Origin of the sequence: Streptomyces sp. NP160 (assembly GCF_006335115.1) — a bacterium.
GTDB lineage: Bacteria > Actinomycetota > Actinomycetes > Actinomycetales > Quadrisphaeraceae > Quadrisphaera.
The window spans coordinates 1-16,406 of record NZ_VDMJ01000041.1 but is presented as its reverse complement, the minus strand read 5'-3'; the positions used below and the strand labels follow the sequence as shown (position 1 = coordinate 16,406).

Genomic DNA, 16,406 nt, shown 5'->3' with positions numbered 1-16,406 from the left:
GCCTCCCTGCTGCCGAAGGCCTCGGGGAGATGGTCAGCGATGACGCTGACCGGTAGCCGAGAGAGTCGATCAAGCAAGCTCTCCACGACCGTCCTTCCGTTGGACCGTTTCTGTAGGAAAACCATAGCGGCCCAGCCTGCGTACTGGGGGCACTACTCGGGGGCCAGGGCGGGGCATCGGCAACCCCTCCCTCGAGTGGCTCCCGACCCTTCATGAGACCCGGGGAGGCGAGATCACTCACGTCACGGGCGCCGCATTGACCCCATTTGAGCAGGATCGAAGACGCGGTGTTGGCCCCGGATGACGAACCAGCGCAGGTGGCAGCCCCGTTGGACGCTCGGGACCGTGGGTCGACCTCGGAGGCGACGTGGCCCCGGGACGGCAGCCCGCGCCTGTCTATGTCAGTTGAGTCACCGGTACTTGTTCTAGGTAGGATCACACGACGATCGGCCTAGCCTGGGAGTAGACGATGGCCAGCCCGCAGTACGCCGGGGGACCAGCCGAGTCCAACGACCCGAGCATCGAGACGACCCCGCGGATGTCCCCGCGGGCGGTCTCCCTGGCCCGCGCTGCAGACTTGACTCAGCAACGCCCTGCCGCAGCAGCGCCCAGCGCCCAGCGTGAGGGCCCAGGTCGCCCGATCGAGCTCGCCGACCGGCCTGACGCGACGGCGCCCCGAGCGCACGGGTCTCGCCCGGCCATCCAATCCACGGCTGAACCGGGTTTGTCCTCCTCTACCCGCCCGGCTGCGCAGTCGGCCGCGCAGCCGCCTGCACGGTCAGCCACACACCAGGTCGCGCAGCCCGCTGCGGCCCCCTCGACGGAGGACCGTTCCTCCTTCCTGCGCCCGGACAGTGACCGGAGCCCGGCCACCCAGGGCTGGCGCGGACTGCTGACCCGGATGGGCCTGCCCCAGGCACCCGGACCGCGTGAGGCCGCCGAGCGCGCCGACATCGCCGCCGTCGCCGCTCACTGGCGAGGGCCGCGGACGGTTTCGGTGGTCAACTCCAAGGGCGGCAGCTCGAAGTCGACCACCGCCGCGCTGCTCTCAGCCGTCTTTGCCCGCTACGGCGGCACGGGGGTGCTGACGTGGGAGAACAACCAGACCCGCGGCACCCTGGGCTGGCGTACCGAGCAAGGCTTCCACGACGCCACGCTGATGGACCTGCTGCCCGCCGTCCCCTCACTGCTGGAGCGCCAGGCGCAAGTTGGAGACCTGGCCTCCTTCGTCCACCACCAGACCCAGGACCGCTACGCGGTCCTGCGCGCCCAGCCGATGCTGCTGGCCGATGAGCAGCGGATCAGTCCGGAGGACGTCAGCGCGATCCACGAGGTCGCCAGCAAGTACAACCGGCTGATCGTGATGGACTCCGGCAACGACGAGTCCGACCCGATGTGGCGGCGCATGGTCGACCACACCGCCCAGCTGGTGGTCGTCACCACCACCCGCGACGACCACGCCGAGGTCGCATCGCTGCTGCTGCACACCCTCGCCCAGCGCGACCCGCACCGCGCTCAGCTGGCCAGCAACGCCGTCGTCATCGTCAGCCAGGCTGACCGCAACGCCACCAAGGCGGACCTGCAGCGGGTCGCCGGTGGCTTCGCCAAGCAGGCCCGCACCGTCGTCACCATCCCGTTCGACCCGGCCATGGTCGAGGGCCAGCTCCGGCTGGACGCCCTGCGCCCGGCCACCCGACGCGCCTGGCTCTCTGCTGGTGCTGCCGTCGCGCGTGGCCTGTGAGCACAACCGAAGGGGGCAGCACGCCCATGCACCAGACCGTCGACCCTAAGCCGCGGCTGGAGTTCGTCGCCGCTGGCGACAGCCTCGACGGCACAGAGGTCGACTCCGGCCAGGTCCACACCGGAACCCTGGACATCGGGGAGTCGGTGCTGACCTGTGGTGCTCCCACCGACGCGGGTCTGCGCGCCGGCGTCATCGCCGTCGCGGCCGTCATCGCCGCTCAGCTGGGACGTCCGGTCCTGCTACGCGTCACCGATGCCACGGGCGCCACGGACACCCGTGACCTGGCGGTCCGCCCCGACGGCGTGGTGGAGGTCCCCAGCTCCGAGGGGACCATCACCGGCGATGAAGACCTCGCGCAGTTCACCGGGCCCTGCCGTGCCTGTGGGGAGGAGCAGGAGGTCATCGCGGCCAGCTGCTCGCAGTGCGGCACCGTGGAGCCCCTGCGCGTCTCGGCGCACGGCGAGGTGCCGCTGGCTGTGCTGGCGACCCTGCCTGAGGCGGCAGGTGAGGAAGGCGCACCCGAGGGCCAGTACGACCCCTTCGACGAGGACCGCCAGGTCGAGGAGCCCAACGGCGCAGGGGTGCACGACCCCTCGCACGATGTGCCGACGTGGCCTCTGGTGCTGGTCATGCTGATGGAGCACGGCGGAGCCAACGTCAGGATCGACGCCGAGCAGTGGCCCCTGCGGGCGGAGTCGATGGCTGCGGTGCGTGCCCTGTCCTTCGAGCACATCCGCCAGCACGGTGCCGTGCCGCTGGGGCGGCCCGTACGCGCCGACGTCATCGACCCCACGGCGGACCCCACTCAGGTCATCGTCGGATTGGACGGAGACGTCACTCGCGTTCCCGACGGCGCTGCACCGACATCAACTCGCGCCGAGGAGCCCCCGGTCGTCCCCGTGGTCATGGCGGCCAGCCCCCGCAAGAAGTCGGCCCCCCGCCAGCGACCGGCGGGTAAGCACGCGGGTCGGGGCAACCAGCTGCTGGTGATCGGCTCCACCTCCGCTCTGGCCGCCCTGGTCATCGCCGCCCTGGCAGTACCGCAGTCGATCTCCCCCATCACCACGGTGCTCGGCCTGGGAACTGAGCCCACCGGTGCCACTACCGCCACCCCCGAGCCCACCCCGGCCCCATCCAGCGCGAACACTGCACCTGAGGGCTCCGCGGGCGGCAGTGCTGGCGGCCAGAGCCCTACGGGTGGTCGCACTACCGCGTCCCCGCGCAGCGGCGGCGAGGAGACCGAAGTGGCTCCGCAGTCCTCGGGAGCACCCCAGACCACCCCGGACGCGCTGGCGCCCACGGCACCGACTGCCCCGGTCAGCACCCCCGGAGAGCAGGCGCCCACATCGGCGCCGAGCGCTGTTGAGTCCTCCCCCGTCCAGTCCTCGGCGCCGTCAGCGGCACCTTCAGCGTCCTCTGGCGATGACCGCCGCGAGCCGCAGGACACCAGCGCGCCGGCCAATGCCGACCCGGACCAGCCTCGACGCACGACCTCGCCGTCCCCCGCGGCTGACGGGTCCATCACCGTGGCGGCCGGGGACAGCCTCAGCGCCATCGCCGACCAGGTCGGCGAGAGCGTCGAGGACCTGGTGGCCGCGAACGACCTGCGCTCGGCTGACGAGATCGAGGCCGGCCAGCGGCTCGTCGTTGCCGGTCCTGCCGTGCAGGAGGCCGCGGAGCAGGCAGCCCAGCAGCGCTCCACCCCCGCGCCGGTGCGGCAGGACACCCCGCGTGTGGAGAGCAGCCGTGAGGAGCCGCACCGCGCACAGATGACCCCCGCTGCTGACGGGTCGATCGTCGTGGCCGCCGGACAAACCCTGGGAGCCATCGCCGACCAGGTCGGCGCCAGCGTCGCCGCCCTGGTGGCCGCCAACGACCTGCCGTCCGCAGACGAGATCAAGGCCGGTCAGGAGCTCGTCGTGGCGGGTCCGGCCCTGCGCGCGGCCGCCGAGTCGGACACCGCGGAGCAGCAGCCGGCTGCCTCAGATGGCGATGCCCCCGCCGCCGAGGCTGCGCCCGAGCAGTCCGCGGCCGGGGAGGAGATCACGGTCAAGCGGGGCGACACCCTGACGGAGATCGCTGAGCGGACCCGCACCAGCGTCGAGCAGCTGGCTGGACTGAACGCGCTGCCCTCCCCCGACCTCATCCTTGCCGGCCAGAAGCTACTGACCGCTCCCCCGGTCACCGATGCGCCCGCTGCTGCGGACGACGCAGATGCTCTCGCGCCGGAGGAACAGCCTGAGCCGGGCGCTGAGCCCACGACCGGGCCGGGTGCTGAGCCGACCGGCGAGCCGGCGACGGAGCCGACCGGCGAGCCGACGACGGCGCCGAGCGCAGGGCCGACGACGCAGCCGACGACGCAGCCGACGACGGAGCCGAGTGCGGGTCTGCCGGGTCTGCCTGACCTCGGGAACCTGGTGCCTGGGGTGGTCCCGGGCGCTGAGCCGACCGGCGAGCCGACCGGCGAGCCGACGACGCAGCCGACTGGCGAGCCGACGACGCAGCCGAGCGCAGGGCCGACGACGCAGCCGACTGGCGAGCCGACGACGCAGCCGACGACGCAGCCGACGACGCAGCCGACGACGCAGCCGACGACGCAGCCGAGCGCAGGGCCGACGACGCAGCCGACCGGCGAGCCGACGACGCAGCCGACTGGCGAGCCGACGACGCAGCCGACGACGCAGCCGAGCGCCGGCGTGCCTGACCTCGGGGACCTTGTGCCTGGGGTGGTCCCGGGCGCGAAGCCGACGACGCAGCCGACTGCCGAGTCGACCGTCGAGCCGTCGAGCACGCCGACCGTCGAGCCGTCGAGCACGCCGACCGTCGAGCCGTCGAGCACGCCGACCGTCGAGCCGTCGAGCACGCCGACCGTCTCCCCGTCCGTGGAGCCGGATGGGGCCCCCTCGCTGCGGGCGGAGCCGACTGCAGCGTCGACGTCGACGCTGACCGACCCGTCCAGCGCAACGCCGTCTGCGGAGCCGAGTGAGGCCCCCTCGCTATGGGCCGAGCCGACCGACCTCCCAGCAGCTGACCTGACCTCGACGATGGCGACGGTCTCTCAGCCGCGCACAGGCGAGGGCTCGAGCGACGGCGCTGGTGGTCTCGCCGGAGGCATCGCCAGCAGCCTCCTGCTGGTGGGCAGTACCAAGAAGCTCCGCCGTAGCCGCGACGTGTCGGCCGCCGCCACCCTGCGCGCGATGGTCACCTCTCTGACCCGGCCGGTCGGTGCATGGGCGGAGAGCAGCACCGAGCAGATCCAGCTCTCCGCGCTGCGCCCCGGCGGCGCACTGCACTCCCACGCAGGCGACCTGGACATCGCTGTGGGAGCAATCGAGGACGGAGAGTCCTGGCAGGCCGCCGCCGAGGGGACCTACGCGGACCGCTGGCGGACCAGTCTGAGTCACCTGCGCGAACTTCGTACGGGCCAAGGATCGACCTACATCCGCTTCGCCCATGAATGGAACGCTCCCTGGCACCCCTGGCGGGTACGCCAGGAGGAAGTGACCCCCTTCAGTCGCGCGTGGAGCCTGTACAGCTCCCTGCGGCGCGAGGTCTTCCCCGAGGCCCGGCTCGTTTTCTGTGTCGCGCGCCAGTCCGACGGCCTCGGAGCCGCCTGGACCGACGCCATCCCCAGCGCAGACGACGTCGACCTGTTCGGCGTGGACTACTACATCGCCAGCGACGAGGGCGCTGAGCACTCCCCCGACGACTTCGTCGCGGGACTGCTTCAGCGCGACCGGTTCGGCGCCCCGGTGGGCCTGGAGGCCCACCGCCTCCACGCCGAGAGCCAGGGCAAGCCCCTGGTCATCGGTGAGTGGTCCCACCTCAGCCAGAGCGGACCCGCCGCCGGGTTCGCTCAGGGCCTGCGCACCTACGTCGCCAGCCACGCGGGCACCGGCGCCGGCCAGATCGCCTATGACGTCCCTCTGTCTTGGTGAGGACTGCATGAAGACCCTTCCCAGCTGGCCGCTCGTCTCCGTCGTCGCCTTTCCCACCGGCCAAGGCATCGTCCGGGTCGACAACGAGCACCACCGGGTCCAGGCGACGTCCCTGGAGCTCGCGAGAACAGAGGCCCTGGCGTACGTGGCCGAGCACGTGGCTCGCGTGCACGGCAGGGCTGTGCGCGTGGACGCCCACGACCCCGAGGGCTACTGCCAGCTGATGGTCACGCCCGAGGGGGCGGTTCGCCTCAGCGATGACAGCTTCGGGCTCACCACGCCGACACCCCCGGCCGCCTCGGGCCCCTCGGCCTCGACGGAGGCCTTCGACATCACCAGCGGCGAGGCATCTCTACCGCGGCAGCTGCGCTGGACCGACCGCGGACAGGTCGCCCGCGTGGGTGGGACGACGCTGCTGGCCGCCACGGTCATCGCCGCAGGTGTCGCCGCCAGCGGACACCTCCCCCGACGCCAGTCCGACATCGCGCTGACTGCGGCCACTCCGACCGCGACCCCCACCCCCGCAGCGGCCCCAGTGCGCGCCACCTTGCACATCGAGGCCGAGGGGCCCGTCACGGCCACGCTTATCGTCGACGGCGACAGCCAAGCCGCAGTGGTCACCAACGAGCCCACCGCCACCGAGGCCCAGCCCGCGCAGACCACAGCCGCGCCGTCGGCAGCGTCCAGCACCTTCGCCACAGGGCAGGCCAGCACCTCGACGCCGATTCCCACCGCCTCGGCGGCCCCGGCGGTGGCAGCGCCAGCGCCGACGACCACTCCAAGCACCACCCCTTCGGGACGGGCCAGTGCTTCGACGATCACGCCCGCTGCCTCCGTCCCCTCGAACGCGACGCCGGTGAGCACCGCCACCGCCAGGCCCTCTGCGACGCCAACCTCGGCCGCAACCGCGCTGACCAGGACGACGGCGTCCGCCTCCCCGAGCGCCGGCAGCGTCGAGGCGAACGGCGAGGAGAGCGACGAGCCGACCTGGACGGCCGCCGACGACGCCGAGCTCGACGAGGCGATCGACGCAATGACCCGAGCCGGAGACAACGCTGACGCGCTGGCACAGGCCGGGATCACCGCCGACCCGGACAGAGTCGAGCGCCCGAGCGCCTCCCCCACCGATTCCGCCACGTCGACCCTGCCGGCCGGCGAGGGCCAGGTCACGGCCGCCCCGTCGGCCGCCCCGACCGGGGCTCCTACAGCGACCGCCACGGCGAGCAGCGCGTCGACGTCGACCCCCGCAGCGACCTCGACTCCCTCGGCGCAGCCCACCGCGACCCAGCGGGCCGGTGCCCCTGCCTCGACGTCCACCGCCGAGCCGAGCACGGAGCCCACCGCCGAGCCCACCGCGGAGGCGGCTGCGGAGCCGACCGCCGGCCCGACGTCGACCACCACCACCCGCGAGCAGCAGCCGGCCCCTGTGCCGGTCCCCGACGACGAGGACGAGCAGCAGGAGCTGGGCTCCGCGTCCTCGACGACCTCACCCACCGGGGAGCAGACCCGCACCACGGCACCTGAGCGCACCGACATTAATGACGCCACCACCACCGCGACGGCTACCGCCGGCGGTGGGTGGCTGTCCGGGGCCTCTGGAGACGGCGCCGACGACGGCCAGCTCGGCGCCTGGCGCGGCAAGCCCATCGCCATCGGCGGCACCTGGGCCGACCGGGGCGACAACCAGACCGAGCTGTGGTCCATCGCTGATGGCGGGGAATGGGCCGGCTTTGACGGCGCCCTGGACATCGCCCCCGGCGGCCTGCTGGCAGGCGAGTCCTGGTCGGCCGCCGCCTCCGGGGCCTACGACGACCGCTGGCGCGCCTCCCTGGCCAAGATGGCCGACCTGCGCGCCGGTGCGGGCACCACCTACATCCGCCCCTTCCACGAGTTCAACCTCGGCGGGTGGGACTGGTCGGTCCAGCCCGGCGACGCCGAGGACTTCAAGACCGCCTGGGCGCGCTACCGCGACATCCAGCGCGAGGTCTTCCCTGAGGCGAAGCTCGTCTACGGCGTCAACGTCACCAGCTCAGGCACCGACCTGGACTGGCGCACCACCTGGCCCGGCAAGGACAACGCCGACGTGCTGGGCGTGGACACCTACAACGGCTGGCCCACCATCAACAGCGACGCCCAGTTCAACGAGCAGGCCAACGCCCGCGGTGACGGAGGCATCCCCATCGGCCTGAACGCCTACAGCGAGCAGGCCCGCGAATGGGGCGTGCCGCTGGCGGTGCCGGAGTGGTCCGGACGCGCGGAGATGGGCGACGAAGCCGCCTACGTCGAGGGCATGACCAGCTGGTTCGCCCAGAACGCCGGCAGCGGCCCCGGCCAGCTGCTCTACGAGATCGTCTTCAACGCACCCCAGGACGACAACAACTTCAAGCTCTTCGGGGACACGCGGATGCCGGAGTCCTCCGCTGCCTACCAGCAGGCCTACTCCGACGGCGTCGCCAGCAGCACCGCAGCGCCTGCGCCGGCGACGAGTGCCGCAGCGCCTGCGCCGGCGACCAGTGCCGCCGAGCAGGGCGAGCAGGTCGAGCAGGGCGACGGCGAGGCGAGCGAGGAGCCCACCGCCTCGACGCCGACCGCGCAGGACGCAGGCGACGAGCCCACCGAGGGCGACGTCGACCAGCGCGACCAGGCCCAGGACGAGCGAGTGGACGAGCAGGAGGACGGGCAGGCCGAGGACAGCGCAGCTACCACCTCGAGCACGACCGAGCAGCCCACCACCACGCAGCGGTTCACCTCTGAGGCCGGCGGGCCGACCGCTGGCGCCAGGACCGCTGGGACGGTCGCCGCCGACAGCGCCGGCGGCTGGCTCTCCGGAGCCGCTGGAGACGGCGTCGTGGACGGTTCCTTGGGCCAGTGGCGCGGCAAGCCCGTCCAGATCGCCGGCACCTGGCAGGACACCGGCGACGCCCAGACCCAGATGTGGAACCTCTCCCCCGGAGAGGAGTTCGGAGACTGGGACAAGCCCTTGGACCTGGCCCCCGGTGGCTTCAACGACGGCGACACCTGGGCCGCGGCCGCCAGCGGCGCCTACGACGACCGCTGGCGTGAGGGCCTGACCAAGGCCGCCAGCTACCGCCAGGGCAAGGGGACCACCTACATCCGGCCCTTCCACGAGTTCAACGGCACCTGGTACCCCTGGTCCGTCGCCCCCGGCCAGGAAGAAAACTTCAAGACCGCCTGGGCGCGCTACCGCGCCATCCAGCAGGAGGTCTTCCCCTCCGCCAAGCTGGTCTACAACCCGAACGTCAACTCCACCGGCGGGCTGGACTGGCGCAAGTCCTGGCCCGGTGCTGACCAGGTCGACGTGCTCGGGGTCGACATGTACAACGGTTCGCCCAAGCGCTACGACTCCGCCGAGGAGTGGGCCAGCGGCCTAGACGTCACCGGGGACGACGGCATCCCGATCGGCCTGAACGCCTACGCCGCGCAGGCCCGGGAGTGGGGCGTGCCGCTGGCGGTGCCTGAGTGGTCCGGGCGCGCTGAGCAGGGCGACGACCCTGCGTTCATCACCGGGATCGGCACCTGGTTCGCGGAGAACGCTGGTAGCGGCCCCGGCCAGCTCCTGTACGAGGTGATGTTCAACGTCGACCGCAACAACGACAACTTCCGCCTCTTCAACGGGACACGGATGCCGCAGTCCGCGGAGGCCTACCGCGAGGTGTTCTCCCGACCCGCCGCCAACGGCGGCGGCGAAAGCTCCGGCGCGACGGCGGTCACTGCGGCCAGCCGCGACCAGGCGCCCGCCGAGGACGAGCAGCAGGTCGCCGAGGATGCTGGCCAGAGCGGTGGCGACGGCGATGCCGAGCAGTCAGGCGATGTCAACGCCACCGCCGGGTTCGAGGACCGCACCGGCGAGGGCGACACTTGAAGATCAGCGGACCCCGCGCCGCAGAGCACCCCGTCGCCCACCCCGAGACCTGAGACGGGCCCCTCGACCAGCACGCCGACCAGCACGCCGTCGGGCGCGCGGGCGACGACGTCGAGCAGCACCTCGACGGGCACGCGGGCTGCCGCGGCTCAGGCCACCCCTGCCGCCGCTAGCGGCAGCAACCCGCTGGCCGGGGTGCAGCTGTGGGCCGACCCCGACAGCGACGCCGCCCGCGAGCTGGCCCAGCGCGGCCAGGACGGTCCCGGCGCTGCCGCCCTGGCCCGGATCGCGCAGACCCCCAACGCCGTCTGGCTGGGCGACTGGATGAGCGCGGAGCAGGCCCGTGCCCGCGCCGAGCAGGTCACCACCGCCGCTACCGCCGCCGGACAGGCCCCCGTGCTAGTGCTGTACGCCATCCCTGACAAGGACGCCGGCGGCTTCTCCGCCGGAGGCGCGGCCAACGCGGGCGCCTACATGGCGTGGGTGCAGGCCGTCGCCGACGGCATCGGGAACCGGCGCGCCATCGTCATCGTCGAGCCCGACGCCCTGGCACAGATAGACCAGGTCGGCGGAGGCGATGAGCGCACCGGGATGCTCCGCGACGCGCTCGCCATCCTGGCGGGCACCGGCGCGACGTCCTACCTGGACGCCGGCAACTCCGGGTGGGTCGACGCCGACACCATGGCCGCCCGCGTGCAGGCCGTCGGGCTCGAGAACGCCGCCGGAGTGGCGCTGAACACCTCCAACTTCAACCGCACCTCCGACGAGCAGGCTTACGGGGAGGCCCTGAGCGTCAAGCTCGGCGGGGTCGGGTACGTCATCGACACCAGCCGCAACGGCAACGGCCCCGCCACCGGCAACCTGGCCTGGTGCAACCCCGCCGGGCGCGCCCTGGGGCAGACCCCCACGACGAGCCCGAACGATCCCGCGGCGCCCCACAATGACGCGCTGTTGTGGGTCAAGCAGGTCGGGCAGAGCGACGGGGAGTGCGACCGCGGCGACCCGCCGGCGGGCACGTGGATGCCGCAGTACGCCATCGACCTGGCCGACGCCGCGTCCGCTCAGCCCGGTCAGCCCGGTCAGCCAGCCACTCGGACCGAGGAGCAGCAGTGAGCCCGTGGCTGGGAGCGCTGCGGCGGCGAGGCCCCGCCGCGCGCACCCAGCCCGCGGCGCGCCTCATGGCTGCGCCTTCCATGGGGCGTGAGCGGCCCGCGCCAGCCCCGGCACCACTGGGCGCGCGGGTGCGGACCGTCGTCGACACCGTCCGCTCCCTGAAGGAGGCGCCCAAGACCCCCGCAGAGATCGAGCGGGACACCGCGGCGCTGCGCGCCGACGGAGTCATCCCCGCGGACCTGCTGCACCGCGTCCTAGCCGGTGACAACGGCGCCACCGTGGACCTGACGGCGGTGCAGTTGACGACGTTGGCGGACTGCTACGGGCTCACACCGGCCTACTTCCTGGGCACCGACGCCGAGGTGGAGGAGATCGAGGCGGGTCTGGAGTACCTGCGCCTGGTCCGAGACCCCTCCACCATCGGCGTGCCCTACCTGTGCACCCGCAGCGGCGCGGTCAATGCGAGGCTGCTGCGCGCCCACAGCCAGCTCATGCAGGAGGCACCGCGGCTGCTGGCCGAGCACCGCGGCGGCACGGCGCCCCCGTCGACGGACCCTCCTGGTACGAGGTCCTGAGCGCTCAGCGCGACGCCGACCCCCAGTGCCAGTCCTGGTCGACCACGACTGCCGCGTCGAAGCGCCGCGCGCCCTCGCCGAAGATCAGCCAGGCGCCGGCCGCGCCGACGCCCATCAGCATCACCGCGCACGGCAGCGCCAACCAGGCGCCGCTGACCGCGGGCAGGATCACAGCCAGCAGCGCCACGAGCACGAACGCCAGGCCCCCGGCGAGCAGGGCCGCCACCCCGGCCAGCAGGCAGCGGATGTCAGCAGTCAGGGCGAGGGTGCGCGCGGCCATGGCGCTGCATCGGCAGACCAGCCAGCGACACGCAGGGTGACACGCCGTCAGCGACGGCGAGCACCCTTGGCAGCACCGTGACGGTCCCAGCCGTCAGCGGTGCGGGCGCCACCGGCATCACGGTGACCAGGCGCCAGGGCCCCGTGCGCCAGGTGCTCGAGCACGGTGGCGACCGTGGCGGGCCACCTTTCTCCCCCCCGCGACCGCTCCCCGCCTCAGGGCTTGCTTTGCGGTGAGGGACCACCTGACGTGCAGCGCTCCGACCAGGCCGGGACGCGCCCCGGGAGCCGCGCCCCGGCTGCGCCAATGGCTACGTCTTCGGAGATGGCTGATCCGCCTCAGGCGAGGCCAGGCGCCAGGGGCTCTGGTCCCGCGCACTCGCACCGCACGAACGTCTCGTAGACGTGGCCGTTGATCGAACGTTCCACCAGCACTGCCCTCTCACAGGCCCCGGCGTGCTAGACGTGCTCACAGCTGGCGCAACGCATCAGCTGAGCACCCCACCAGGGCTGATCGGGCCGTCACGGGTCCGGTCAGCCGGCGTGGGCATCAGCGGACCCAGGGAGGGGCCCAGGGAGCGCACGCCGGTCCAGTCCGGGGGGAGCTCGGTGGCGGTGCAGGGACGCACGTCAGCGCGGGCGAACCAGTACCAGCCCTCGCCATGGCGGTTCAGGTGCACCCTCATCGCCTCCTCGTTCCACTCCGTCACCGTCCCCCAGACCTCCTCCAGGTCGCCGTTGTCCCACTGGATGCGGACGTGGACGGGGTGGTCGTAGCAGTAGGTCCCGCCGCGGGCCCGGACGGTGGGCTGGACGGTGGCGCCGGGCTTGATGCTGTTCGCGGGCATCGGGAGTAGGAACTTGGCTCGCAGCGCCTGAGACACGTGTTCGTCTGTAGTTTCGCGGTGGGTGGGCGACCGGGAGGCGAACGACGTCGACGTCGCGGTGGCCCGTGGGGCCTCCGCCATCCCCCAGGTGGCCACGACTTGCCGGTGGCCACCACCGTGGGTGCGCGGCGCCCGCGGTGGCACTGCACGACCAGGCCGGCGTCCCCCTGTCGCGCGTGAGCCGTGGGGAGCAGAGATGCCGGCGTCGCAGGATGGTGCAGCGGCGTAAGCACGGTGCGTGCCGGGGCTGCCTCACCGCGCGAGGCAGTGCGCGAGGCCCGGGGCGCGTCCCGGCTCCCACCAGGCGCCGCAGCTGGTGTGGTCCCTCACCGACGGACAGGCCCAGAGGCGGGGAGGGGTTCTGCCGGGGCCAGGTGGCCCGCCACGGGCACCGCCGAGCCCGCCCGGCTGAGCCCACGGGGCTCCCGGTCCCAGCCCGCCACAGACCCGCACAGCGGCTCGCACCCACACCACCCACCATCCGAAAAGCCACACACAGCCCCGCTCGAGAAGCCAAGAAAGCGCACCACAAAAAGGCCAGCAGGCACCCCCAGGCTTCACGCATAGACACCCCCAGACCCAGGTGCCAATAAAGTCGAGACGCCCTAACCAAGGCCCTGAAATAGGCGGCGAGAAGGGCCCCGATGGCTTGCCGATAACAGCCCGCACCACATAGAATAAAAGCACAAGGGAAGCCATCAAGGCACACCCTCCCCGCCAAGGGACACACTGCATGGGATTCAACTACGAAATCTCCGACGCGCTAAAGGTCGGCGCAGCCCCCATCGCCCAGGGCCACATCCGCAGCGGCCTGCAGAAAGCGCCACTGGAAATCGTCTCTCAGATGATCGTCGCCTTCGCCGGCAGCCGCTGGGCGTTCATCGAGGCTGTCGAGGTCGACGCCTACACCCACGACGGGGTCCAGTCCAGCACCCACTTCCTGTCCAACGGGGAGCGCTTCCGGGTCCTGCTCAGCGCCGCCGCCTAAGCCCCCAGCGGCGGCCAGGACAGCCCTCCTGGCCGTCGCCACCCGGTTTCGGAGCAGGCAGCAGCTATCCCCCACGCCACCCGCCCTAAGCCCAGGAGAGCCCATGGGCACCTCTACACACGCCCACAGAGCCACCCCGGCCGCTACCCCGTTCGACACCCGCCAGGACTGCACCAACCCCGACCACGGACCCGGCTGGCACCCCGGCACTCCCCCGGCCCGGTGCATTCCGGTGCTGGCCAGGACCCTCGCCGCCCACAACGTGTGTGGACGGACGGACTGCCCGGTGTACTACCCCGCAGCCAGCGCCAGCGCCAGCGCCAGTGCCACCGCCGACGCCGCCGACGACGCCAGCGAGGCCGTCGCCGCAGTCCGCGCCGCAGGCATCGACCCGGACCTGTTCGCCGCCTACTGCTCCCACCAGAACGTCGAGACCACCGCCGAGCACCTGTCCACATTCATCGAGAACTACGCGGGCATGTGGGACTCCGAACGCGATTACGCGGGCTCATGGCTCGAAGACCTCAAAGAGCAGCACATCGCCACAGGCGCTGCTGTACCCGAGCCCTTCGCGTCCTACGTCGACATCGACGCCTACGCCTGCACCATGTTCTCTGACGTCATGTTCTCCATCCTCCTGCCCCACGGGAATGTCGCGGTATTTCGCTCTCACTGACCCTTACGGAGCCCAGCGCGGGTCGGGGGCCAAAAATACCCCCGGCCCGCTCCTGGGTCGGCCAAATGCAAGGAAAATTGAGGCGGGAAAAGTAGACAGGCGCCGAGGAGGGGGGCTAAAACACAGCCAAGAGGAAAGGCACCAAGCCTCACCTCCCACACAAAGGAGAGCTTTCGTGGACACGAACACCGCCCAGCACAGCGAGCAGGTCACCGAGACGCTGCAGCACCTGGACCCCCACACCCTGCTGCTGGACCGCAACATCACCGCCCGCGACGCCGACGAGACGCTGATCGCCTCCGTGCGCGAGCACGGCGTCCTGACCCCCGCACGCGGCATCCTCACCGAGGACGGCAAGGTCCGGCTGCGCTACGGCTACCGCCGCGCCGCCGCCTGCATGGCGACCGACCGGCTCCTGCCGGTCATCGTGGCCCGGGCCAGCGGCCAGGCCGACGACCCCGAGGCAGCAGCTGCCGCTCTGGACCGCCTGGCCGTTCAGTGGGCCGAGAACGAGCACCGCGAGGGCCTGTCGGCCACCGACAAGGTCGCCGCCGTCGCGCAGATGGCCCTGCTGGGCCTGAGCAGCGAGCAGATCGCAGCGCGCACCCACACCAGCCCGGCCTACACCGCCGCCGCCGTGGCGGTGGCTGGCTCTGAGGTGGCCCGGCACGCCCTGGCCAAGACGCCCGACCTAGACCTGACGCAGGTCGCGGTGCTAGCCGAGTTCGAGGACGACCTCGACGCCGCCCAGCGGCTCTACGCCGCCGCGCAGAGCAGCCCGGGACGCTTCGCCCACGTCGCCGCCACCGAGCGGGAGAACCGCGCCATGGCCCAGGGCAAGCGCGCAGCGCTGGCGGTCCTGGCTGAGCGCGGCGTCCCGGTCATCGAGCGCCCTTCGTGGCAGGACAAGCCCGCACCGCTGGCCCGGCTGCGTCAGGACGGGGCGCGCATCACCCCCGCCGAGCACCGGGCCTGCCCGGGTCGGGCGGTCTACCTGACCAACGCATGGACGGTGATCGACGGCCCCGAGCGCATGGACCTGTCGGCCCTGGCCGAGGAGGAGGTCGAGCAGGCCGACGAGCAGGCCGACGAGCAGGCCGACGAGCAGGACGGCCAGCAGGACAGCCAGCAGGACGGCCAGGCCGAGGCTCAGGACGCGGGTGAGTCCGTCGACGACGAGGACGACGAGGACGACGACGAGCGCCAGCGGCTGCAGGTGTGGGCGCTGACCTGGGCCTGCACCGACCCCGAGGCCCACGGCCACACCGACCCCACCCGCTCCCCCGCCCGCACCACGACCAGCAGCGCGTCACCGGTCGATGCCGAAGCCGAGAAGGCCGCCCAGCGCGCCGAGCGGCGCCGGGTGATCGCCAACAACACCGCGTGGCGGGTGGCCGAGCCGGTCCGGCGCGACTGGATCCGCTCGACGCTGCTGTCCCGCAAGACGGCGCCGAAGGGGGCGGCAGCGTTCATCGCCACCGTGGCCGCCCAGCACGCCTCAGTCCTGGGCCACCACAACGCCAACAGCCTGTCGGGGAACCTGATGGGGGGCGCCTCCCTCCCCTCGGGGCGCTGGCACGCGGGCGCCGCCAAGGCCGCCGCCGCGCTGGCCAAGACCACTGAGGCCCGCGCCCTGGTCATCGCCCTAGGCACCTGCGTCGCAGCGTGCGAGGCCAACACCGACCGCAACCACTGGCGCAGCGAGGACCCGACGACGCGGCTGCTGCTGACGGCACTGGCCGGATGGGGCTACGAGCGCTCGGACGTAGAGCGCCTGGCGTGCGGGGAGCAGCCCACCGCCGACGAGGCCGCCGACGCCGCCGCGGGCGATGTGGCCGATCAGGCCCCGGCCCTCGACGACGCGCAGGAGGACGCGCACGACCACCAGTCCGACGGCCAGCCCGCTGACGGGCAGGCACCCGCAGCCGCCTGACGCCAGCCCCCGGGGGCGGTGCCCACCCGCACCGCCCCCGGGGCGGCCCGAGCCGGGCACCACCCCCGGCGGCCACCCACCGCCACCCGCCAAGACCCCAGCCCCCCACCACCGAGCGGCACGGCACCGCTGCCGCCGGGGCATCGAGCCCCGGCGGCAGCGCCTGACGACACCTCACCACCGCGGCTGGCTCAGCACCGTCACCCCGCGCACCACCACCATCGCCAGCAGGGAGCGCCTCGGCCTTGGTCCACGCCACGAAGCCTCATAGGCCCTGAGCAGGCGAACACCGACGCCGGCTAGCTCGACGACGAAGACTTGCAACGTCTTGACGGAGTCGATGCTGCGCGCTGGATGGCACGCTAGGTTGGGTCGGACTCCCGAGGTCGG

The 16,406-nt window shown here is 72.5% G+C and carries 10 protein-coding genes; 8 read left to right on the top strand and 2 right to left on the bottom strand.

Annotated elements, in window-relative coordinates; all coding sequences use genetic code 11:
• Positions 1-901: 901 nt before the first annotated feature.
• The 5 genes from FHN55_RS18360 to FHN55_RS18330 all read left to right on the top strand — a co-directional run bounded on the left by FHN55_RS18360 (position 902) and on the right by FHN55_RS18330 (position 11,253).
• Positions 902-1,741: a hypothetical protein gene (locus tag FHN55_RS18360; RefSeq protein ID WP_139713844.1), complete on the top strand. Its 840-nt coding sequence runs from the start codon at positions 902-904 to the stop codon at positions 1,739-1,741.
• Positions 1,742-1,767: 26 nt separating this feature from the next.
• Positions 1,768-5,682 (top strand): LysM peptidoglycan-binding domain-containing protein, encoded by a 3,915-nt coding sequence (locus FHN55_RS24185; RefSeq protein ID WP_139713842.1) that lies wholly within the window; start codon positions 1,768-1,770, stop codon positions 5,680-5,682.
• Positions 5,683-5,689: 7 nt separating this feature from the next.
• Positions 5,690-9,565, top strand: coding sequence for a glycosyl hydrolase (locus FHN55_RS18340; protein WP_180357941.1), 3,876 nt, complete (start codon positions 5,690-5,692; stop codon positions 9,563-9,565).
• A gap of 195 nt (positions 9,566-9,760) precedes the next feature.
• Complete coding sequence (locus tag FHN55_RS18335) at positions 9,761-10,678, top strand: glycoside hydrolase family 6 protein (protein WP_180357940.1); 918 nt, start codon at positions 9,761-9,763, stop codon at positions 10,676-10,678.
• The gene (locus tag FHN55_RS18330; protein WP_139713833.1) at positions 10,675-11,253 is read left to right on the top strand and encodes a hypothetical protein; all 579 of its coding nucleotides are present in this window, start codon (positions 10,675-10,677) and stop codon (positions 11,251-11,253) included. The genes FHN55_RS18335 and FHN55_RS18330 overlap by 4 nt, the downstream gene beginning before the upstream one ends.
• 4 nt (positions 11,254-11,257) lie before the next feature.
• Here FHN55_RS18330 and FHN55_RS18325 read toward each other — a convergent pair whose 3' ends face one another.
• Positions 11,258-11,533 (bottom strand): hypothetical protein, encoded by a 276-nt coding sequence (locus FHN55_RS18325; protein ID WP_139713832.1) that lies wholly within the window; start codon positions 11,531-11,533, stop codon positions 11,258-11,260.
• A 487-nt stretch (positions 11,534-12,020) separates the two neighbouring features.
• A complete protein-coding gene (locus FHN55_RS18320) occupies positions 12,021-12,380 on the bottom strand; it encodes a YolD-like family protein (protein WP_139713830.1) in 360 nt (119 codons plus the stop codon).
• Between the two features lie 772 nt (positions 12,381-13,152).
• On the opposite strand from FHN55_RS18320, the gene FHN55_RS18315 reads away from it, so the two are divergent.
• The 3 genes from FHN55_RS18315 (at position 13,153) to FHN55_RS18305 (ending at position 16,016) form a co-directional block, all read left to right on the top strand.
• Positions 13,153-13,407 (top strand): hypothetical protein, encoded by a 255-nt coding sequence (locus FHN55_RS18315; protein ID WP_139713828.1) that lies wholly within the window; start codon positions 13,153-13,155, stop codon positions 13,405-13,407.
• Between the two features lie 103 nt (positions 13,408-13,510).
• Positions 13,511-14,083: an antirestriction protein ArdA gene (locus FHN55_RS18310; RefSeq protein WP_139713826.1), complete on the top strand. Its 573-nt coding sequence runs from the start codon at positions 13,511-13,513 to the stop codon at positions 14,081-14,083.
• A gap of 175 nt (positions 14,084-14,258) precedes the next feature.
• Entirely contained in the window at positions 14,259-16,016 is a 1,758-nt protein-coding gene (locus FHN55_RS18305; RefSeq protein ID WP_139713824.1) for a hypothetical protein, read from the top strand.
• The last annotated feature ends 390 nt before the right edge of the window (positions 16,017-16,406 follow it).

Bases quoted from the DNA above. Each gene is read 5' to 3' on its own strand.
- FHN55_RS18360 (WP_139713844.1), top strand. From the start codon at position 902: ATGGGCCTGCCCCAGGCACCCGGACCGCGTGAGGCCGCCGAGCGCGCC.
- FHN55_RS24185 (WP_139713842.1), top strand. From the start codon at position 1,768: ATGCACCAGACCGTCGACCCTAAGCCGCGGCTGGAGTTCGTCGCCGCT.
- FHN55_RS18340 (WP_180357941.1), top strand. From the start codon at position 5,690: ATGAAGACCCTTCCCAGCTGGCCGCTCGTCTCCGTCGTCGCCTTTCCC.
- FHN55_RS18325 (WP_139713832.1), bottom strand. From the start codon at position 11,533: ATGGCCGCGCGCACCCTCGCCCTGACTGCTGACATCCGCTGCCTGCTG.
- FHN55_RS18320 (WP_139713830.1), bottom strand. From the start codon at position 12,380: ATGCCCGCGAACAGCATCAAGCCCGGCGCCACCGTCCAGCCCACCGTC.
- FHN55_RS18315 (WP_139713828.1), top strand. From the start codon at position 13,153: ATGGGATTCAACTACGAAATCTCCGACGCGCTAAAGGTCGGCGCAGCC.
- FHN55_RS18310 (WP_139713826.1), top strand. From the start codon at position 13,511: ATGGGCACCTCTACACACGCCCACAGAGCCACCCCGGCCGCTACCCCG.